This window comes from Streptococcus equinus ATCC 9812, from assembly GCF_000187265.1.
GTDB classification, from domain to species: domain Bacteria; phylum Bacillota; class Bacilli; order Lactobacillales; family Streptococcaceae; genus Streptococcus; species Streptococcus equinus.
This window is the reverse complement of sequence record NZ_GL698429.1, coordinates 968,095-987,358: the sequence shown is the minus strand read 5'-3', so window position 1 is coordinate 987,358 and position 19,264 is coordinate 968,095. Positions and strand designations below refer to the sequence as shown.

The following is a 19,264-nucleotide window of genomic DNA, read 5'->3' as shown; positions in this document are numbered from 1 at the left end:
TAATTTTTGATTAGTTTTTATATCACGTGACTAGAAAGTTTGGTGCTTTATGTTTTTAGAACAACTTCCCCAACAACTGGTTAATGGTATTATCCTTGGAAGTATTTATGCCTTACTTGCTCTTGGATATACCATGGTTTATGGGATTATTAAGTTAATTAACTTTGCACATGGCGATATTTATATGCTTGGTGCATTTATCGGATATTATTCGATTAGCGTTCTTCACATGAATTTTTGGATTGCGTTAATTGTGACAATGATTGTGACAGCATTTATTGGAATGGTTATTGAATTTTTGGCTTATCGTCCGTTGCGTCACTCAACACGAATTGCAGCCTTGATTACAGCGATTGGTGTTTCATTCTTCCTTGAATACGGTATGGTTTTCTTGGTTGGTGCCAATACGCGCTCATTCCCACAGGCTGTTGATATTGTCAGTTATAAGCTTGGACCTGTGACAGTGACAAATATTCAGCTGTTGATTTTAGCTGTTTCACTTGTCTTGATGGTTGCTTTGCAATTGACTGTTAAAAAGACAAAAATGGGTAAAGCCATGCGTGCTGTGTCTGTTGATAGTGATGCGGCTGAATTGATGGGGATTAATGTTAATTCAACTATCAGTTTTACTTTTGCCCTTGGTTCAGCTCTTGCCGGTGCCGCTGGTGTTTTGATTGGACTTTACTACAATTCAATTGAGCCACTTATGGGGATGACGCCTGGTATTAAAGCTTTTGTTGCGGCCGTTCTTGGTGGTATTGGTATCATTCCAGGTGCTGCACTTGGTGGATTTGTTATCGGTATTTTGGAAACTTTATCAATCTCGCTTAACCTCTCAAGTTATCGAGATGCCATTGTTTACGGTGTTTTAATTATCATTTTATTGGTAAGACCGGCTGGTATCCTTGGTAAAAATGTGAAAGAGAAGGTGTAGAAAATGAAAAAGAATCTAAAACTTAACCTTTCTTGGCTTGCACTGATTGTAGTTTTATTTGGAATTCTAGAACTGTTAGCTAAAACGAATATTTTAAATCTTTACTATCTCCAAATTTTAATGGGGATTGGTATAAGCATTTTGATGGGGCTTGGAACTAACTTGGTGCTTGGTTTTTCAGGTCAATTCACACTTGGACAAGCTGGTTTCATGGCAATCGGTGCTTATTCAACAGCCATTATCACACAACAAAATCCAACTTACTGTGGTTTCTATTTTTCAATGTTAGTTGGTGTTGTGATTGCTATTTTGGTGGCACTTGTCTTTGGTATTCCAACGCTTCGCTTAAAAGGTGACTATCTTGCCATTGCAACTCTTGGTATGGCTGAAATTATCCGTATCATGATTGTTAATGGTGGTGAGTTGACAAATGGTGCTGCTGGTTTAACAGGGATTTTGCCATATACATCATGGCATGTCATCTTCATTTTCGTGGCAGTAATTACTGTTTTGATTTTAAACTTTTTACGTTCATCTACAGGTCGTCAAGTCATTGCGGTGCGTGAAGATGAGATTGCAGCAGAAGCTATGGGTGTCAATGTCACTAAAATGAAAGTTATGATTTTTGTGATGGGGGCAATTATCTCAGCTATCGCTGGTTCACTTTATGTTGGCTACATCGGAACGGTTGTACCAAAAGACTTTACTATCATGAAGTCAATTGATTACTTGATCATCGCTGTTTTAGGTGGTCTTGGTTCAATTACAGGAACAATTCTAGCAGCTATTGTTTTAGGAATTTTGAACATGTTTTTACAAAATGTTTCAAATCTCCGTATGATTATCTATTCACTTGCTTTGATTTTGGTGATGATTTTCCGTCCAGGTGGACTTTTGGGGACAAAAGAATTTACATTGTCTCAATTTTTCAATAAAGGCAAAGGAGGTAAGCACTGATGGCACTTTTAGATGTAAAAAATCTAACTAAAAACTTTGGTGGGTTGACGGCTGTTGGTGATGTTACCATGCATCTTAACGAAGGTGAGTTGGTTGGATTAATTGGACCAAACGGTGCAGGTAAAACAACTCTTTTCAACCTTTTAACAGGTGTTTATGAACCAAGTGAAGGTTCAGTAACTCTAGATGGTACACTTCTTAACGGTAAGAAGCCTTACAAAATTGCCTCACTTGGTTTGTCACGTACTTTCCAAAACATTCGCCTCTTTAAGGATATGACTGTCTTGGAAAATGTACTTGTTGGTATGGCAAATCAAAACAAACCATATCTTCTATCAAGTTTTCTTCGTTTGCCAAAATTCTATCAAAGCGAAGATGCGCTTCGCCAAAAAGCTATGGAATTGTTAGCTATTTTTGATTTGGAAGGAGATGCTGAAACACTTGCTAAAAATCTTCCTTACGGGCAACAACGTCGTTTGGAAATCGTGCGTGCGTTAGCAACTCAGCCTAAGATTCTTTTCTTGGATGAACCAGCTGCTGGGATGAACCCACAAGAAACTGCTGAGTTAACACAGCTCATCCGAAAAATTAAGGAAGATTTTAACATTACAATCATGCTTATCGAGCACGACATGAGTCTTGTTATGGAGGTAACTGAGCGTATTTATGTTCTTGAATACGGATGTTTAATCGCTCATGGTACACCAGATGAAATTAAAACTAATCAACGTGTTATTGAAGCATATCTTGGAGGTGAAGGATAATGGCAATGTTAAAAGTTGATAATTTATCAGTTCATTACGGCGTTATCCAGGCTGTAAAAGATGTTTCATTTGAAGTTAATGAAGGAGAAGTGGTGACTCTTATCGGTGCAAATGGTGCTGGTAAAACCTCAATTCTTCGAACAATTTCTGGTTTGGTGCGCCCAAGTGCTGGTAAAATTGAGTTTTTAGGGCAAGAAATTCAAAAAGAACCAGCTCGTAAAATCGTCGCAGGTGGTTTGTCTCAGGTCCCTGAGGGTCGTCACGTTTTCCCAGGATTGACTGTCCTTGAAAACCTAGAACTTGGTGCGTTCTTACGAAATGACCGTGAAGAAAATCAACAGAATTTGAAGAAAGTTTTTGATCGTTTTCCACGTCTTGAAGAACGTAAGATGCAAGATGCAGCAACACTTTCAGGTGGTGAACAACAAATGCTTGCCATGGGTCGTGCGCTGATGAGCCAACCCAAATTACTTCTTCTTGATGAACCATCAATGGGACTTGCTCCAATCTTTATTCAAGAAATTTTTGATATCATTCAAGATATTCAAAAACAAGGAACAACAGTTCTTTTGATTGAGCAAAATGCCAATAAAGCTTTGGCAATTGCTGATCGTGGCTATGTTTTAGAAACAGGAAAAGTTGTCCTTTCAGGAACAGGTAAAGAGCTACTAGAATCAGAAGAAGTGCGTAAAGCTTATCTTGGTGGATAAAAGTTAGCTTCATCATAAAGGGTGGTAAATTCCACCTTTTGTTGTTTTGTGTAAACGTTTTTAATTAATGTTATAATAATTGAAAAAGAAAAAACTGGAGAATGATTATGGCAGTTAAGGATTTTATGACAAGAAAAGTTGTCTATGTATCACCCGATACAACAGTTGCCTATGCAGCTGATATGATGAGAGAACAAGGATTACGCCGCTTACCAGTTATTGAAAATGATCGATTAGTCGGTATTGTTACTGAAAGAACAATGGCAGAAGCTAGTCCATCAAAAGCGACTTCTTTGTCAATTTATGAAATGAATTATTTGTTAAATAAAACAAAAATTCGTGATATTATGAGTCGAGATGTGATTACAGTTTCGCCATATGCCAGCCTTGAAGATGCCGTTTATGCTATGATGAAACATCGAGTTGGTATTTTACCAGTGGTTGAGCATGGTCGAGTTCATGGTGTTATTACGGAAAAAGATGTTTTCAAAGCATTTCTTGAAGTGTCTGGTTATGGGCAAGAGGGTGTTCGTGTCATTATTACTGCTGATGATACTGTTGGAACTTTAGCTAAGATTGTTGATACGATTTCTGCTGATAATCTTAATATCAAGCGTACGGTTGTCGCGACACGTAAGTCTGGAAAAGTTGTCATTGAAATTCAGATTGATGGTAAGGCTAATGTTGCTGATTTGCGTGATAAACTTGTATCACAAGGAATTCAAGTTGACGCCATTGAATTGACCTCTGCAAAAGAAATTGACTAAATGATTTCAAAGCATTGCTAAGATTAGCAGTGCTTTTTTGTGTGATTTTTGATAAAATAGGAGTAGAGAAAAAGTATTAAGGAATTTTCATGAAAAACGGTATAATCATTTCATTTGAAGGTCCAGATGGTGCTGGAAAAACTACAGTCTTAGAAAAAGTTCTTCCAGTTTTGCAAGAAAAGGGCTATGATATTGTGACCACACGTGAACCAGGTGGTGTTGAAATTGCAGAACGCATTCGTGATGTTATTTTGGATGTTAAGCACGTTGCGATGGACAGTAAGACAGAGTTGCTACTTTATATGGCAGCAAGACGTCAACACTATGTGGAAAAAGTGTTGCCAGCTTTAGAGGCTGGTAAGGTGGTCTTGATTGATCGTTTTATTGATAGTTCAGTAGCTTATCAAGGTGCAGGACGTGGTCTTGATAAAGACAGTATTGCAAAATTAAATGATTTTTCAACAGATGGTAGAGAACCAGATTTAACTCTCTACTTCGATGTTGAATCAGAAGTCGGTTTGGATCGAATCGCAAAAAATGCTGACCGAGAAGTTAATCGTCTTGATTTGGAAAAATTAGATATGCACAAGCGTGTTAGACAAGGATACTTGGATTTGGCTCAAACAGAAAATCGTATTGTAACGATTGATGCTTCGCGTGAATTAGAGCAAGTTGTAGCTGATGCAACACAAGTCATTCTTGAACGTTTGGCTAAAAACTAGTAAAGGAATTAAAATGGATTTAGAGTGCTTGCAACCCCAACTTTTTAAAGAGTTTAATCAGATTTTAAAATCAGATAGGATGAATCACGCCTATCTTTTTTCAGGGGATTTTGCCAGTTTTGATTTTGCACTCTATCTTGCTAAAAGTCGCTTTTGCGAGAATTTGCAAGAAGGCAGACCCTGTGGGAAATGCCGTGAATGTCAGTTGATTGACGCGAATGATTTTTCAGATGTTAAGATTGTCAGACCAACTGGTCAAGTCATCAAGACAGACACGATTCGTGAGATGATGCGTGATTTTTCTCGCTCAGGTTTCGAAGGGAAATCACAAGTTTTCATCATTCAAGATTGTGAGAAAATGCATGTTAACGCGGCAAATAGTCTCTTGAAATTTATCGAAGAGCCGCAGAGTTCGTCTTACATGATTTTGTTAACTAGTGATGAAAGCAAGGTTCTTCCAACTATCAAGAGTCGAACACAGGTTTTTCGTTTTCCAAAGAATAAAAAACTCTTGGTTCAACAAGCTGAACAAGCTGGCATTTTAAAAACACAGGCTAAAATTCTTGCAGAATTAGCTAAAACACCTGCTCACTTAGAAGAGTTGATGGCTGACAAGAAGATTTTGGATTTGTTACAGGCTTGCGAACGTTTTATTGGGATTTTGTTTAAAGACAAAGCCTTGGCTTACTTGGAAACAGGGCCCCTCGTGCAAGCTGCATTTGAAAAGTCTGAACAAGAACTTGTTTTCCAACTGTTGCCTTTGTTTTTAGCAAAGCAATTTAATCAAAAAGAAAGTCTGAGTTATTTAGAGAAAAGTTATAAAGCACAGCAAATGTGGAAGAGCAATGTGAGCTTTCAAAATGTGCTAGAATATATGGTGATTTCATGACAGAAGTATTGAGTATAAAATACGAAGGAACAGGTAAGGTTACCTATGTTTTGCCAAATCAAAACTACCAAGTGGGTGACTGCCTCGTCATAAAAAATAAAAAAGGAAGTCGCTTAGCTCAAGCAGTAACTACAAATGAAGAGATAGATGAGGTAAAATTACCTGCTGAGATGGATAAGGTTTTACGCTTGGCAAATGAAAAAGATTTGCAGGCTTATCAAGAAAATCTTGAGTTAGCGAAGAATTCGTTTGATAAAGTCAACGAGCTAATCGAAGTAAATAATCTAAAAATGAAAGTGATTGATATTGTCTTTCCTTTGGAGAGAAGTTATGTCTTGATTACTTTCTGTGCAGAAGGTCGTGTGGATTTTCGTCAGCTTTTGCGTGATTTGGCATCGCACTTCAAAATGCGTATCGAACTGCGCCAAATCAATAGCCGTGAAGAAGCTAAAGTTTATGGTGGCGTAGGTCCGTGTGGGCGTGCGCTTTGCTGTGCTAGCTTCTTGGGGGAATTTCCACCAGTATCAATCAAAATGGTTAAAAATCAAGGTATGTCACTTAGCACTGGAAAGACTGCTGGAATCTGCGGTAGATTGATGTGTTGCTTGAGTTTTGAAGATGAATTTTACAAAACCTCTAAGGAGAAATTCCCTGATTTGGGAACAGAAATTGAAACAGTCGACGGATTAGGAGTGGTCGCTGGGATTGATGTCTTTTCTGATACTGTCAAAGTTCGATTACCTGAACGACACACTCTTTTAACTTATGCTGTAGAGGAGGTCAAAGTACGTGGATAAAAAAGAATTATTTGATGCCTTTGATGGCTTTTCACAAAATTTAATGATTACCTTGGCTGAAATTGAAGCCATGAAAAAACAAGTACAGTCTTTGTTAGAAGAAAACACAGCCCTTCGACTTGAGAATGATAAATTACGCACACGTCTTACTCAACTCGAACAAGAAACTCCTGTTAAATCTTCTAAACAAGGTAAAAAATATATTGAAAGCATTTATCACGATGGTTTCCATATCTGTAATGACTATTACGGACAACGTCGTGAAAATGATGAAGAATGTATGTTCTGTATGGAAGTTCTAGATAGGGAGTAGTCAACTTTAATGATACAAGTACAAAAAAGTTTTAAAGGTCAAACTGATTACGGAACTCTCTATCTTGTGCCAACTCCGATTGGAAATTTGCAAGATATGACATTTCGTGCAGTTGATACTCTAAAAAATGCAGATTTTATCTGTGCTGAAGATACACGAAACACTGGACTTTTGTTGAAGCATTTTGAGATTTCTGTTAAGCAAATCAGCTTTCACGAGCACAATGCTTACGAAAAAATTCCTGAGCTAATCGAACTTTTGAAAGATGGGAAAAATTTAGCTCAAGTATCTGATGCAGGCATGCCATCGATTTCTGACCCAGGGCATGACTTGGTAAAAGCAGCGATTGCTGAGGACATTACGGTTGTTGCACTTCCAGGTGCTTCGGCTGGTATTACAGCTTTGATTGCAAGTGGGTTAGTACCGCAACCTCACATTTTCTATGGCTTTTTACCACGCAAATCAGGACAACAAAAAGAATTTTTCGAAAGCAAGAAAGCTTATCCTGAGACACAAATTTTCTATGAATCACCATATCGTGTGGCAGATACTTTAGAAAGTATGCTCTCAGTTTACGGAGATAGAAAAGTTGTTTTGGTTCGTGAATTGACTAAGCTTTATGAAGAGTACCAACGCGGACAAATCTCAGAAATCTTAGATTACATTGCTGAAAATCCACTAAAAGGTGAATGTCTGTTGATTGTATCTGGTCAAGATGAAACTGAGCTTTCTGAAGCAGCAGAGGACTTGAATCCAGCAGAACTTGTAGCAAATCTTGTTGAAGCTGGTGAAAAACCAAACCAAGCCATCAAAAAAATTGCAAAAACTTATGGCCTCAACCGTCAAGAAGTTTATAATGCGTATCACGGTATCTAAATTGATAAAAAGCTGGTATTTACCAGCTTTTTTTGTGTACCTCTAACTTTTAATGTTAGAAAGTATAACATTAAAAGTTAGAGGTGAATTTTACAAAAAACTGACAATCCATGTCTTTTTACAAAATCGAAAAGTGTTGATAAAGCCGTGAAACAGTGGCATTTATGAGACTTTTAAATTGCTGACATCTTTTGTTATAAAATTAAAAAATTCAGAAAAATTGCACAAAAACTCTTTACTTGGGTAAAAAATAGTGTTATATTATCTAACATAAAATTGGTTTTAGATTTTAAAACCTTAGAAAATAAAGGAGTTTTTGATATGGATGCAGGAAGTATTGCTTTTATGATTATCTGTTCTGGTCTGGTTTTCTTGATGACACCAGGTCTAGCATTCTTCTACGGTGGTCTTGGAAGACGCAAAAATGTTATCAATACGATGATGATGTGTGCGATTCCGATGGCTCTTGCTTCAGTCTTGTGGATGGTATGTGGTTATTCTCTATCATTTGGTGGCGATGGAGATATTATTGGTAATTTTTCGCATCTTTTCTTTAATGGTGTGAGTGAAACTGCAAGTACACGTGGTTTAGTGATTCCGGATGCTTTATTTGTAGCTTTTCAGATGATGTTTCCAATTATCACTGTTGCCATTTTAACAGGAGCGGCAGCAGGACGTATGAGATTTACCCCGTTAGTCATTTTTGTTGTTTTGTGGCTGTTCTTAGTTTATTTCCCATTTGCTCATATGGTTTGGGATGAAGGGCTTCTTGCAAAATGGGGTACAATCGACTTTGCTGGTGGTGATGTGGTTCACATTACGTCAGGAGTGTCTGGTTTAGTTTTAGCTTTGCTTCTTGGTAAACGTCGTGATTATTACCGTTTAGAATATCGTCCTCACAATGTTCCCTTTGTTTTCTTAGGTGCAGGTCTTCTTTGGTTTGGATGGTTTGGATTTAACGCGGGTTCTGCTTTAGCTGCTGATGGTTTGGCCGTGCATGCTTTTGTAACAACTCATATTTCTGCAGCGGCAGCAATGTTTTCATGGTTAGTGGTTGAAAAACTTTTGACTGGTAAATTCTCACTTGTTGGTGCTTCAACTGGTTTGGTTGCAGGGCTTGTTGCTATCACACCTGGTGCAGGTTTTGTTTCAACTTGGAGTTCACTTTTAATTGGTCTTTTGGTTAGTCCGATTTGTTATTTTGCTATTTCAGTTCTTAAGAGTAAGTTTGGCTATGATGATGCTTTAGATGCTTTTGGTTGTCATGGTGTTGGTGGTATTTTTGGTGGATTGGTAACAGGACTTTTCACAACTCCAGAACTTGCCCTTGATAAACACAATATTGGTTTGATTTATGGAGATGCTCATCTTTTCTTGGTGACAATTGCTGCGATTATTTTTACAATTATTTGGTCAGCGGTAGCAACATTTATCATCGTCAAGGTAATCTCAATCTTTACTGCTATTCGTGTTGAAGGTCGTGCGGAAGCTATTGGTCTTGATGATAGTGAACATGAAGAAACAGCCTACCCAACTTTTATGGGTTTAGATTCATAATAGAAAATAGTTTTTCGAGAGAGGATATATTATGAAAAAAATTGAAGCAATTATTCGACCAGATCGTTTGGAAGATTTGAAAGACGCTCTAGCAAAAGCTGGATTTGCAAAAGGAATGACGGTTAGCCAAGTTTTAGGATATGGTAATCAACGTGGTTTTGCGGAGTATGTTCGTGGTCAAAAAATTGTGCCAGCCTTGCTTGCCAAAGTAAAAGTTGAAATCGTAACACATGATGCTGCAATTGATGAAATCGTTGATGTTATTAGCAAATCAGTGCGTACAGGAGAAGTTGGAGATGGCAAGATTTTTATTTTCCCTGTCGAAGAAGTCATCCGTATTCGTACGGGTGAAAGAGGAGGCGATGCCGTTTAACTCATAAAATAAAAAGTTTAGTCGTAAAATGTGATGTGATGGAAATCTGAGTTCGAAAGAATTCGGATTTTTGGGTGTAAAAAAACACCTTGATAACAAGGTGTTATGAACGATTAACAAATCTTTGTTCCGTGTGCAGCTTTGGCACCAGTTTTTTCAATCAATTCTTGGTAATTATCAGCAGTAACACCGCCACCAATCATGATTTCAATACGGTTGTTAGCATATTCAACAAGTTCTTTTAAGTAGTCGATATTTTCAAAAATATCGTTTGCTTCTGAAGAACCGTGTGTCAAAATGCGTGTGAAGCCAAGTTCAACGAGTTGGTCAATAGCAGCTTTTTGGTCTGCCTCTGGAATTTGGTCAAAAGCCATGTGAAAGACTAGTGGAAGACCTTGAGTCGCTGGTAGAAGTTGCTCGATACCATCTTCATCAATGTGATTATCTTCAGTCAATAATCCAAGAACCAAGCTATCGCTTTCGAGCTCTACTGCACGGATAATGTCATCTTCCATGATGCGAAGTTCACTGTCGTTGTAGACGAAGTTCCCGCCACGAGGTCGAATCATTGTTGCTAGTGAAATGTCTTTTTCGTGCAAATAGCGCGCAGCTTCTTTGATGACACCATAAGAAGGTGTTGTTCCTCCAACTGCCAAATTATCGCAAAGCTCAACACGTTTAACAGATGAGTCAAGTTGGCTGAGAAGTGTTGTATTTTCAGCGCAGAATTCTTTGATAATCATTTTTTCTCCTTATTAATTAGTAGTTACTATTATAACATGATTTTTTTATAAAAATTATTTATAAAAATTCTCAAAAATCTTTACAAAATTCAGAAAATTGTGATATAATTTATACTATTATACGGAGGTATTTTTATGACAATTTACAATTTCTCTGCAGGACCTGCAGTGTTACCAAAACCAGTGCTTGAACAAGCACAACGTGAAATGCTTGACTACCAAGGTAGTGGCATGAGTGTTTTAGAAATGTCCCACCGTTCCAAAGAGTTTGATGATATTATTAAGGATGCTGAAAAATTATTGCGTGAATTGATGAATATTCCCGATAATTATAAGGTAATGTTTCTTCAAGGAGGAGCATCTACTCAGTTTACTATGCTTCCTTTAAACCTAGCTAAGGGACGTAAGGCATATTATCTAGTTGGTGGATCATGGGGTAAAAAAGCGTATGCAGAAGCTGTTAAATTGTCCAAATCCGTTCCTTTTGAACCCGTGCTCCTAGCCTCGTCTGAAGACACTGTATACGATCATATTCCTACATTTGATCCAAAAGATATTGACCCAGAAGCTGCTTATGTTCATATCACAACTAATAACACTATTGAAGGAACTTCTATTTATGACCTTCCTGACACAAATGGTGTGCCTATCGTTGCTGATATGTCTTCAAATATTCTAGCTGTCCGCTATAATGTTGAAGATTTTGCATTGATTTATGCTGGTGCGCAAAAAAATATTGGTCCAGCTGGAGTGACTGTCGTCATTGTTCGTGAAGATTTCTTGAATGATGAACCAACACTTTCAGCAATGCTTGACTATCGTATCCAAGCTGAAGCGGGTTCACTTTATAACACTCCACCAGCTTATAGTATTTACATTGCTAAACTTGTTTTCGAATGGGTGAAAGCCTTTGGTGGTGTAGATAAGATGGAAGCAGCCAATCGTGAAAAATCAGGATTTTTGTATGATTTTATTGATCAATCAGATTTCTATACAAATCCTGTTAAAAATCCAGCTGAACGTTCAGTAGCCAATATTCCATTTGTAACGCCAAGTAAGGAATTAGATGCTAAATTTGTGGCTGAAGCGACACCGCTTGGTTTCAAAAATATTAAAGGTCACCGTTCTGTAGGTGGTATGCGTGCAAGTCTTTATAACGCATTCCCACGTCAAGGTGTTCTTGATTTAATCGAATTTATGAAAAAATTTGAAGCTGAAAACAAATAAGTTTTTCAGACGAAGATATCTATTGTTTCTTTTGAAGTGATATAAGCCATTGAAGTCTGAGATTTTATCCCAGACTTTTGGTATAGGGGTAAATTATGGTATACAGTGTTAAAACATTTAATAATATTAATCAAGTAGGGCTTAAAGAACTTGGAAATCAGTTCCAGATTGATGGTGATTTGGCTGAAAATCCAGATGCTTTCATTTTGCGTAGTCAAAATCTTCATGGGATCGATTTTCCAGAAAATCTAAAAGCGATTGCGCGTGCTGGTGCTGGGACAAATAATATTCCGATTGCTGATGCGACAGCAGCTGGAATTGTCGTTTTTAACACACCAGGTGCTAATGCTAATGCGGTTAAAGAAGCAGTTCTTGCTTCAATTTTGATGTCAGCACGTGATTACATTGCTGCAAATGCATGGGTAAATACACTTTCTGGTGATGATGTTCCAAAACAAGTTGAGGCTGGTAAAAAGCAATTTGCTGGTAGTGAAATTTCTGGAAAAACACTTGGAGTTATCGGACTTGGTGCTATCGGTGGTCGCATTGCCAACTATGCACAACGTCTTGGTATGAACGTCCTAGGATATGACCCATATGTGTCTATCGAGACTGCTTGGAACATTTCTCACCATGTTAAGCGTGTGGATGATGTTAAAGAAATTTTTGCTAATTGTGATTATATTACTGTTCATGTGCCTTTGACAGATGAAACACGTCACACATTTAACAGCGAAGCTTTTGCCTTGATGCAAAAAGGCACTGTTGTTATCAACTTTGCGCGTGGTGAATTGGTTGACAATGCAGCACTTTTTGAAGCGATTGAAGCTGGTGTTGTGAAACGTTACATCACAGATTTCGGTACTGAAGAACTGCTTAATAAAGAAAAAATCACAGTTTTCCCACACGTTGGTGGTTCAACAGCTGAGGCTGAATTGAATTGTGCTATTATGGCAGGTAAAACTATTCGTCGCTTTATGGAAACAGGAGAAATTACGAATTCTGTCAATTTCCCTAATGTTCATCAAGCATTGACTGCGCCATATCGTATCACATTGATTAATAAAAACGTGCCAAATATTGTGGCAAAAATTTCAACAGCTGTTTCAGAGTTGGGAATTAATATCGATAACATCATAAACCGTTCAAAAGGTGAATATGCTTATACGCTTCTTGACCTTGATGAAAATGATAAAACTAAGGTTAATCACTTAGTTGAAAACTTTGAAAATAGTGATAATATCGTTCGTGTTCGCTTGATTGCAAAGAAATAAAAAGAAAGAGTTGAGATTAAATCTCAGCTCTTTTTTCTGATATTTGGTATAATAAGATAATTTTAAGTTGTTATGAAGGAGTATATGATGCTGACGTTTTATGAATATCCAAAATGTACGACTTGCCGTCGTGCTAAGGCTGAGCTACAAGAAATGAAAGTGGAATTTGAAGCGATTGATTTGACAGTTGACACACCAAAGGCTGAAGAAATTAAGGCATGGATGGAGAATTCTGATTTTACAATTAAAAACTTTTTTAACACAAGCGGTCAAGCATACCGAGCACTTGGCCTGAAAGATAAAGTTGATTCTTTGACAGCTGATGAGGCAGCGACTATCCTTGCCTCAGATGGAATGCTAATTAAACGACCAGTTTTGGTCAAAGATGGAAAAGTTCTTCAACTCGGTCACCGTAAATCATACGAAGAGTTGTTGGGAGAATAAACAAACCACCTAAGTGTTAAACTTAGGTGGTTTTATGTGTTTATAAATCAATTTCTAAAACGATTGGTGTGTGGTCTTGGCGTGTGCCTGAGTCAATCATTTCTGATTTTGTGATTTTATCTGCGATGCGGTTTGATGCGAGCCAGTAGTCGATACGCCAGCCAGTGTTGTTAATTTTACTTGTTTTGCTGCGTTGTGCCCACCAACTATAGACATTTGGAATGTCACCGTGAAGGTAACGGAAAGTATCTGTGAAGCCTTTTGCTAGTAAGTTTGTAAATCCTGCACGTTCTTCGTCGGTGAATCCAGCAGAGCGACGGTTTGAATTTGGATTGGCAAGGTCAATCTCGTTGTGAGCAACGTTGTAATCACCAGTTGCTAAGACAGGTTTTGTTTGGTCGAGTTCTGCTAAGTAATCAGCGTATTTTTCATCCCAAATTTGTCGTTCAGTTAAGCGTTTTAGACCGTCTCCAGCATTTGGAGTGTAGACTTGCGTGACGTAGAAATTATCAAATTCAAGAGTGATGATACGCCCTTCGTAATCCATCGTGTCAGGGGCACCGATTTCTGGGAAAGAAATGGTTGGTGTCAGATGATTTTTGTAAAGGAACATTGTCCCAGCGTATCCTTTTCTGGCTGGTTCGACTGATGAGCGCCAAGATACTTGGTAATCTGGGAAGTAGTCTTCAAGGATTTGCAAATGCTTTTTGGTAGGTCCTTTGGCTGATAATTTTGTTTCTTGAATGGCAATGATATCAGCATCTTCAGCCACAAGTGTATCGATAACAGCGCGTGAGAGAACGGCGCGTGCAGAATCACTTGTGAGTGCTGCGTTGAGCGAATCAATATTCCATGAAATGAGTTTCATAATAGCTTACCAGACTTCTTTTTAGAAGTCTCTTCTTTCTAAAAGTTTAATCGTTAGTTTCTATTTTAGCAAAAAAAGAGAATGCTTGCGATTCTAATGCTTTTGGTTATATCATTTTTGGAAAAAGTGGTAGAATCTATTTAGAAAAAAATCTAAATACCTAAACTTTGGAGGAACATTATGGCATTTGCTGAAACATTTAAAGCTTTGTCGCATCCAATCCGAAGAGAAATTCTGAATTTATTAAAGAAAAAATCATTGACGGCTGGTGAGATTTCAGAGCAATTTGATGTAGCTTGGGCAACGATTTCGCATCATCTTAGCATTTTGAAAAAAGCTGGATTGGTTGTTGAAAAACGAGAAAAGAATTTTATTTATTATGAATTGTCTACCTCGGTTTTAGAGGATGTTATGGCTTGGTTAGTTGATTTAAAGGAGTCTTCGAAAAATGAAAAAAATTAATAAAGAATTTTTGATGACATCACTTGTGATTGCATTGCCGGTGGTGATTGGAGCAATTTTCTGGAATCAACTTCCTGAAAAAATCCCGACTCATTTTGGAATTGATGGTCAAGCAGATGGTTATAGCAGCAAGTTTTTTACGCTTTTTGCTTTTCCAGCATTGTTTCTTCTTTTTCAAATTATTTGTCTGGCATTTTTTGAAAAAGAATCTGTAAAAGTCAATATTCCAGCAAAAATGAGAAGATTTTATTCTTGGTTGATTCCAATTTTGAGTTTGATTATTCAAGGATCAATCTATGCTAACGCACTTGGCTTTATTAAGTGCGGTCCAACACTTGTCACAACTTTTCTAGCGATTGTTTTTATCGTGATTGGCAATTATTTTCCTAAGATACAACGAAATGCTACAGTTGGTATTCGTATTCCTTGGACGCTTTCCGATGATAAAAATTGGTATAAAACTCACCGTATGGCAGGAAAATTGTGGGTGATTGGTGGCTTGATTATCTTACTTGAAAGTTTTATTCAAGTGGCTTTGCCTTACGTGGTGGGAGTAGTAATTGCGGTTATGATTGTTGGTCCCATAGTGTACTCATTTATTCTTAGTCAAAAAAATAGTCTCTGATTCTTCAGAGGCTATTTTTTGATAAAATTTTGTTTAATTGTGTTATAATGATAGGACAAAATAAAGGAGATTTATTTTATGAAAAAGACAATTTCATATTGTTTGCTAGCTCTCTGGTCTATTGTCATGTTAGCTAGTTATTGGATGTTTTTGCCACCACTTAACCCGCTTAGTACTGTTTTTTGGGCATTTGTCTTAGAAGGCTTAGCTCTAGCTTTTGGAGCTGTACTTTTGTTGTCTTTGATAGGAAAACTTCAGCAGGTTACTGTTCAAATGCCTGGGACACGTGTGCGCAAAGTCGTCTCTACCCCAACACCAAAATACGGTAAAACCTTGTCACTTATCGGTGCTGTTATTGTGGGGATTATTCTATTATTAAGCGTTTCGTCTTTCTTTAACTCTCGATTGTTCAGAGCAAAAAGTTACGCTAACGTTATTAAAGTAAAAGATGCTGATTTCACATCAGATTTCCCAGAAACAGATATTTCACACTTAGCTTTGCTTGACCGCTCATCAGCTAAGAAAATTGGTGATACTTATCTTGGAACTATTGATAAAGTTTCTCAATTTGGCATTTCAGATGATTATCGTCAAGTGACAATTGGTGAGCAGCCTTACCGCATCTCACCTCTTGAATACAAATCTTTCTGGAAATGGTTCTCTAACCACAAAGAAGGTATTGGTTACTATGTCAAAGTTAACCAAACGACTGGTAAAGCTGAACTTGTCAAACTTGATAAAGGAATGAAATACTCTGATTCTGAGTACTTCTTCAATGATACGCTCCGTTATCTACGCCTAAAATATCCAACTGCAATTTTTGGAGATCCATCATTTGAAGTTGATGACCAAGGCAATCCTTATTATGTTGCAACGACTTACAAACCTAAATTCATGTTAAGTTCTAGCGACCCGACAGGTGCTATCTTACTTAATGCGGTGACAGGTGAAACGAAACGTTATGACCTCAAGGATATTCCCGATTGGGTTGACCGTGTCTTCTCAGCTAATAATGTTATTAGTCGTGTTGATGATTATTACACTTATCAAAAAGGTTTCTGGAACACAGTTTTCAGTCAAACTGGCGTTAAAAAGACAACTGATATCTACAATTACATTTCAATTGGTTCAGATATTTACCTTTATACAGGTATTACATCAGCAACTGCGGACTCATCAAACCTTGGATTTATCTTAGTTAACATGAGAACGCGTGAAGTGACAAATTATAAATTGGCATCAGCGACTGAAACTGCTGCGCAAGAATCAGCAGAAGGTGAAGTTCAAGAAAAACATTATGAAGCGACAGCTCCGACACTTGTAAAATTAGACGGCAAAGCTTACTATCTAGTTTCTCTTAAAGATGCTGCTGGTTTGGTCAAATCCTATGCAATTGTTGATGCTGAAGATTATCAACAAGTTACCGTTGACAATGATATCGAGACTTTGATTGCAAAATTCACAGATTCTGACACATCAGCTTTATCTGATGTCACAAAGAATTCTGGCAAATCTGCTGAGAAAGTTAAGGTGATTACTGGAGTTGTTGATAAATTAGCTAGTCAGATGATTTCAGGTTCAACAGTTTATTACATTTCTTCATCTGGAGAAATTTACAAAGTTAAGGCAACGACTGACACAACAGACAGTCTTCCATTCCTTACAGTCGGTGATCAATTCAAAGGTGAATTGCAAAAAGATAACTACCTAACAAAATTTGAAATCACAACTGAAAAATAACTAAAAGACTGAGATGATATTCTCAGTCTTTTTAATACAATTTTTTCGTATGCCCCAGCATTTAGCCTATAATCAGCCATAAATTTGTGTTATAATTAGGTGTTATCAATAAAGGAGTTTCATTTGCTCCTATTTGAAAGGAAAGAAAATGACTAGTAAACAACCATTTTATATTACAACACCGATTTACTACCCATCTGGTAAGCTTCACATCGGTTCTGCTTACACAACAATTGCTTGTGACGTTTTAGCACGTTACAAACGTATGATGAACTATGATGTTTTTTATTTGACTGGTCTTGATGAACACGGTCAAAAAATTCAACAAAAAGCTGAAGAAGCTGGCATCACACCACAAGCATACGTTGACGGCATGGCTGCTGATGTTAAAAAACTTTGGAAAATGCTTGACATCTCATATGATAAATTTATCCGTACAACTGATGATTATCATGAAAAAGTTGTTGCTGAAGTTTTTGAAAAATTGTTGGCACAAGATGATATCTATCTGGGTGAATATTCTGGTTGGTACTCAGTCTCAGATGAAGAATTCTTTACAGAAAGCCAATTAGAAGAAGTCTTCCGTGATGAAAACGGAAAAGTCATCGGTGGTATCGCTCCTTCTGGACACGAAGTTGAATGGGTTTCTGAAGAATCTTACTTCCTACGCCTTGGAAAATACGCTGACCGCTTGGTTGAATTCTTCCATGCACACCCAGACTTCATCCAACCTGATGGTCGTATGAACGAAATCATTAAAAACTTCATCGAACCAGGTCTTGAAGATTTGGCTGTCAGCCGTACATCATTTACATGGGGTGTTAAAGTCCCTTCAAATCCCAAACACGTTGTTTACGTATGGATTGATGCCCTTCTTAACTATGCAACTGCACTTGGATATGGTCAAGAAGACCACGCAAACTTTGATAAATTCTGGAACGGAACTGTCTTCCACATGGTTGGTAAAGATATCCTTCGTTTCCACTCAATTTACTGGCCAATTATGCTTATGATGCTTGACATGAAATTGCCTGAACGCTTGATTGCCCACGGTTGGTTTGTCATGAAAGACGGTAAAATGTCTAAATCTAAAGGTAATGTGGTTTATCCAGAAATGCTTGTCGAACGTTTCGGTCTTGACCCACTTCGTTACTACCTCATGCGTTCACTTCCAGTAGGTTCAGACGGAACATTTACACCAGAAGATTACGTTGGACGTATTAACTATGAATTAGCAAATGACCTTGGTAACCTTCTTAACCGTACTGTTGCCATGATTAACAAATACTTCGGTGGCGAAGTGCCAGCTTATGTTGAAAACGTGACTGAATTTGATGCTGACTTGGCAGCACTTGTCGCTGAAAAAATCACTGAATATCACAAACAAATGAATGCAGTTGATTATCCACGCGCACTTGATGCTGTATGGAGTATCATCTCACGTACAAACAAATACATTGATGAAACAGCTCCTTGGGTACTTGCTAAAGATGAAGCTAAACGTGATGAATTAGCAGCAGTAATGGCTCACTTGGCAGCTAGTCTTCGTGTGGTTGCTCACCTTATCCAACCATTCATGATGACAACATCAAATGCTATCATGGAACAACTTGGTCTTGGAGCTAACTTTGACCTTGAAAATCTTGCTTTGTCAGGATTCCCAGAAGGTGTGAAAGTTGTTGCTAAAGGAACACCAATCTTCCCACGTCTTGATATGGAAGCTGAAATTGACTACATCAAAGCGAACATGGGTGCAGGTGCAGTAGTTGCTGAAGAAAAAGAATGGAATCCAGCAGAAGTTGAACTTAAAAACGAAAAGAAAGCTATTAAATTTGACGACTTTGACAAAGTAGAAATCCGTGTCGCTGAAGTTAAAGAAGTTTCTAAAGTTGAAGGTTCAGAAAAACTTCTTAAATTCCGTCTTGATGCTGGTGATGGTGAAGACCGTCAAATCCTTTCAGGGATTGCGAAATTCTATCCAAACGAACAAGAACTTGTTGGTAAAAAATTACAAATCGTAGCTAACTTGAAACCACGTAAAATGATGGGACTTCTTAGCCAAGGTATGATTTTATCAGCTGAACATGATGGTAACTTGACTGTTCTTACAGTTGACCCAAGTGTACCAAACGGTAGCCAAATCGGTTAATCATCAAAAATTAATAAACAGAATACTCAGCTTTAGTGCATTTTTAGCGCAAAAGCTGGGTATTTATATTGCT

At 37.6% G+C, this 19,264-nt stretch carries 21 protein-coding genes; 19 read left to right on the top strand and 2 right to left on the bottom strand.

Features of this window, described 5'->3' with window-relative positions:
• Window positions 1-49 precede the first annotated feature (49 nt).
• The 12 genes from HMPREF0819_RS04720 (at window position 50) to HMPREF0819_RS04665 (ending at window position 9,659) form a co-directional block, all read left to right on the top strand.
• The gene (locus tag HMPREF0819_RS04720; RefSeq protein ID WP_004232944.1) at window positions 50-934 is read left to right on the top strand and encodes a branched-chain amino acid ABC transporter permease; all 885 of its coding nucleotides are present in this window, start codon (window positions 50-52) and stop codon (window positions 932-934) included.
• Window positions 935-937: 3 nt separating this feature from the next.
• Window positions 938-1,891 carry a branched-chain amino acid ABC transporter permease gene (locus tag HMPREF0819_RS04715; RefSeq protein WP_004232943.1) on the top strand — a complete coding sequence of 318 codons (954 nt, stop codon included), beginning with the start codon at window positions 938-940 and terminating at the stop codon, window positions 1,889-1,891.
• Entirely contained in the window at window positions 1,891-2,655 is a 765-nt protein-coding gene (locus HMPREF0819_RS04710; RefSeq protein ID WP_004232941.1) for an ABC transporter ATP-binding protein, read from the top strand. The genes HMPREF0819_RS04715 and HMPREF0819_RS04710 overlap by 1 nt, the downstream gene beginning before the upstream one ends.
• On the top strand, window positions 2,655-3,365 hold the full coding sequence (locus tag HMPREF0819_RS04705) for an ABC transporter ATP-binding protein (protein ID WP_004232940.1): 711 nt from the start codon (window positions 2,655-2,657) through the stop codon (window positions 3,363-3,365). The genes HMPREF0819_RS04710 and HMPREF0819_RS04705 overlap by 1 nt, the downstream gene beginning before the upstream one ends.
• 107 nt (window positions 3,366-3,472) lie before the next feature.
• Window positions 3,473-4,132 (top strand): CBS domain-containing protein, encoded by a 660-nt coding sequence (locus HMPREF0819_RS04700; RefSeq protein WP_044023340.1) that lies wholly within the window; start codon window positions 3,473-3,475, stop codon window positions 4,130-4,132.
• Between the two features lie 89 nt (window positions 4,133-4,221).
• Window positions 4,222-4,854, top strand: coding sequence for a dTMP kinase (tmk, locus tag HMPREF0819_RS04695; RefSeq protein ID WP_004232936.1), 633 nt, complete (start codon window positions 4,222-4,224; stop codon window positions 4,852-4,854).
• A gap of 13 nt (window positions 4,855-4,867) precedes the next feature.
• Window positions 4,868-5,743, top strand: a complete 876-nt coding sequence (locus HMPREF0819_RS04690) for a DNA polymerase III subunit delta' (RefSeq protein WP_044023339.1) — start codon at window positions 4,868-4,870, stop codon at window positions 5,741-5,743.
• Window positions 5,740-6,540, top strand: coding sequence for a PSP1 domain-containing protein (locus tag HMPREF0819_RS04685; RefSeq protein WP_004232931.1), 801 nt, complete (start codon window positions 5,740-5,742; stop codon window positions 6,538-6,540). The genes HMPREF0819_RS04690 and HMPREF0819_RS04685 overlap by 4 nt, the downstream gene beginning before the upstream one ends.
• Entirely contained in the window at window positions 6,533-6,853 is a 321-nt protein-coding gene (gene yabA / locus HMPREF0819_RS04680; RefSeq protein ID WP_004232930.1) for a DNA replication initiation control protein YabA, read from the top strand. The genes HMPREF0819_RS04685 and yabA overlap by 8 nt, the downstream gene beginning before the upstream one ends.
• 12 nt (window positions 6,854-6,865) lie before the next feature.
• Entirely contained in the window at window positions 6,866-7,729 is an 864-nt protein-coding gene (rsmI, locus tag HMPREF0819_RS04675; RefSeq protein WP_044023422.1) for a 16S rRNA (cytidine(1402)-2'-O)-methyltransferase, read from the top strand.
• A 321-nt stretch (window positions 7,730-8,050) separates the two neighbouring features.
• The gene (locus tag HMPREF0819_RS04670) at window positions 8,051-9,286 is read left to right on the top strand and encodes an ammonium transporter (protein ID WP_044023338.1); all 1,236 of its coding nucleotides are present in this window, start codon (window positions 8,051-8,053) and stop codon (window positions 9,284-9,286) included.
• A gap of 31 nt (window positions 9,287-9,317) precedes the next feature.
• The gene (locus HMPREF0819_RS04665; RefSeq protein WP_004232925.1) at window positions 9,318-9,659 is read left to right on the top strand and encodes a P-II family nitrogen regulator; all 342 of its coding nucleotides are present in this window, start codon (window positions 9,318-9,320) and stop codon (window positions 9,657-9,659) included.
• A 113-nt stretch (window positions 9,660-9,772) separates the two neighbouring features.
• On the opposite strand, the gene HMPREF0819_RS04660 is transcribed toward HMPREF0819_RS04665, so the two are convergent.
• Window positions 9,773-10,402: a copper homeostasis protein CutC gene (locus HMPREF0819_RS04660; protein ID WP_004232924.1), complete on the bottom strand. Its 630-nt coding sequence runs from the start codon at window positions 10,400-10,402 to the stop codon at window positions 9,773-9,775.
• 135 nt (window positions 10,403-10,537) lie between these two features.
• Between HMPREF0819_RS04660 and serC the strand changes: the two genes are divergently transcribed.
• The 3 genes from serC (at window position 10,538) to HMPREF0819_RS04645 (ending at window position 13,347) form a co-directional block, all read left to right on the top strand.
• The gene (gene serC, locus HMPREF0819_RS04655; RefSeq protein WP_004232922.1) at window positions 10,538-11,629 is read left to right on the top strand and encodes a 3-phosphoserine/phosphohydroxythreonine transaminase; all 1,092 of its coding nucleotides are present in this window, start codon (window positions 10,538-10,540) and stop codon (window positions 11,627-11,629) included.
• A gap of 95 nt (window positions 11,630-11,724) precedes the next feature.
• A complete protein-coding gene (locus HMPREF0819_RS04650; protein ID WP_004232921.1) occupies window positions 11,725-12,903 on the top strand; it encodes a 3-phosphoglycerate dehydrogenase family protein in 1,179 nt (392 codons plus the stop codon).
• Between the two features lie 87 nt (window positions 12,904-12,990).
• Window positions 12,991-13,347, top strand: coding sequence for an arsenate reductase family protein (locus HMPREF0819_RS04645; RefSeq protein WP_044023337.1), 357 nt, complete (start codon window positions 12,991-12,993; stop codon window positions 13,345-13,347).
• Window positions 13,348-13,387: 40 nt separating this feature from the next.
• On the opposite strand, the gene HMPREF0819_RS04640 is transcribed toward HMPREF0819_RS04645, so the two are convergent.
• Window positions 13,388-14,215: an exodeoxyribonuclease III gene (locus HMPREF0819_RS04640; RefSeq protein ID WP_004232919.1), complete on the bottom strand. Its 828-nt coding sequence runs from the start codon at window positions 14,213-14,215 to the stop codon at window positions 13,388-13,390.
• A 180-nt stretch (window positions 14,216-14,395) separates the two neighbouring features.
• Between HMPREF0819_RS04640 and HMPREF0819_RS04635 the strand changes: the two genes are divergently transcribed.
• From HMPREF0819_RS04635 to metG, 4 genes are all read left to right on the top strand, one after another.
• Window positions 14,396-14,677, top strand: coding sequence for an autorepressor SdpR family transcription factor (locus HMPREF0819_RS04635; protein ID WP_004232918.1), 282 nt, complete (start codon window positions 14,396-14,398; stop codon window positions 14,675-14,677).
• On the top strand, window positions 14,664-15,302 hold the full coding sequence (locus HMPREF0819_RS04630; RefSeq protein WP_004232917.1) for an SdpI family protein: 639 nt from the start codon (window positions 14,664-14,666) through the stop codon (window positions 15,300-15,302). Before HMPREF0819_RS04635 ends, HMPREF0819_RS04630 begins: the two co-directional genes overlap by 14 nt.
• Before the next feature lie 78 nt (window positions 15,303-15,380).
• Window positions 15,381-17,042, top strand: coding sequence for a hypothetical protein (locus HMPREF0819_RS04625; protein WP_004232914.1), 1,662 nt, complete (start codon window positions 15,381-15,383; stop codon window positions 17,040-17,042).
• 148 nt (window positions 17,043-17,190) lie between these two features.
• Window positions 17,191-19,191 carry a methionine--tRNA ligase gene (gene metG, locus HMPREF0819_RS04620; RefSeq protein ID WP_004232912.1) on the top strand — a complete coding sequence of 667 codons (2,001 nt, stop codon included), beginning with the start codon at window positions 17,191-17,193 and terminating at the stop codon, window positions 19,189-19,191.
• The last annotated feature ends 73 nt before the right edge of the window (window positions 19,192-19,264 follow it).

Coding starts and splice junctions, on each gene's coding strand:
- HMPREF0819_RS04720 (WP_004232944.1), top strand. CDS start 50: ATGTTTTTAGAACAACTTCCCCAACAACTGGTTAATGGTATTATCCTT.
- HMPREF0819_RS04715 (WP_004232943.1), top strand. CDS start 938: ATGAAAAAGAATCTAAAACTTAACCTTTCTTGGCTTGCACTGATTGTA.
- HMPREF0819_RS04710 (WP_004232941.1), top strand. CDS start 1,891: ATGGCACTTTTAGATGTAAAAAATCTAACTAAAAACTTTGGTGGGTTG.
- HMPREF0819_RS04705 (WP_004232940.1), top strand. CDS start 2,655: ATGGCAATGTTAAAAGTTGATAATTTATCAGTTCATTACGGCGTTATC.
- HMPREF0819_RS04700 (WP_044023340.1), top strand. CDS start 3,473: ATGGCAGTTAAGGATTTTATGACAAGAAAAGTTGTCTATGTATCACCC.
- tmk (WP_004232936.1), top strand. CDS start 4,222: ATGAAAAACGGTATAATCATTTCATTTGAAGGTCCAGATGGTGCTGGA.
- HMPREF0819_RS04690 (WP_044023339.1), top strand. CDS start 4,868: ATGGATTTAGAGTGCTTGCAACCCCAACTTTTTAAAGAGTTTAATCAG.
- HMPREF0819_RS04685 (WP_004232931.1), top strand. CDS start 5,740: ATGACAGAAGTATTGAGTATAAAATACGAAGGAACAGGTAAGGTTACC.
- HMPREF0819_RS04670 (WP_044023338.1), top strand. CDS start 8,051: ATGGATGCAGGAAGTATTGCTTTTATGATTATCTGTTCTGGTCTGGTT.
- HMPREF0819_RS04665 (WP_004232925.1), top strand. CDS start 9,318: ATGAAAAAAATTGAAGCAATTATTCGACCAGATCGTTTGGAAGATTTG.
- HMPREF0819_RS04660 (WP_004232924.1), bottom strand. CDS start 10,402: ATGATTATCAAAGAATTCTGCGCTGAAAATACAACACTTCTCAGCCAA.
- serC (WP_004232922.1), top strand. CDS start 10,538: ATGACAATTTACAATTTCTCTGCAGGACCTGCAGTGTTACCAAAACCA.
- HMPREF0819_RS04650 (WP_004232921.1), top strand. CDS start 11,725: ATGGTATACAGTGTTAAAACATTTAATAATATTAATCAAGTAGGGCTT.
- HMPREF0819_RS04645 (WP_044023337.1), top strand. CDS start 12,991: ATGCTGACGTTTTATGAATATCCAAAATGTACGACTTGCCGTCGTGCT.
- HMPREF0819_RS04640 (WP_004232919.1), bottom strand. CDS start 14,215: ATGAAACTCATTTCATGGAATATTGATTCGCTCAACGCAGCACTCACA.
- HMPREF0819_RS04635 (WP_004232918.1), top strand. CDS start 14,396: ATGGCATTTGCTGAAACATTTAAAGCTTTGTCGCATCCAATCCGAAGA.
- HMPREF0819_RS04630 (WP_004232917.1), top strand. CDS start 14,664: ATGAAAAAAATTAATAAAGAATTTTTGATGACATCACTTGTGATTGCA.
- HMPREF0819_RS04625 (WP_004232914.1), top strand. CDS start 15,381: ATGAAAAAGACAATTTCATATTGTTTGCTAGCTCTCTGGTCTATTGTC.
- metG (WP_004232912.1), top strand. CDS start 17,191: ATGACTAGTAAACAACCATTTTATATTACAACACCGATTTACTACCCA.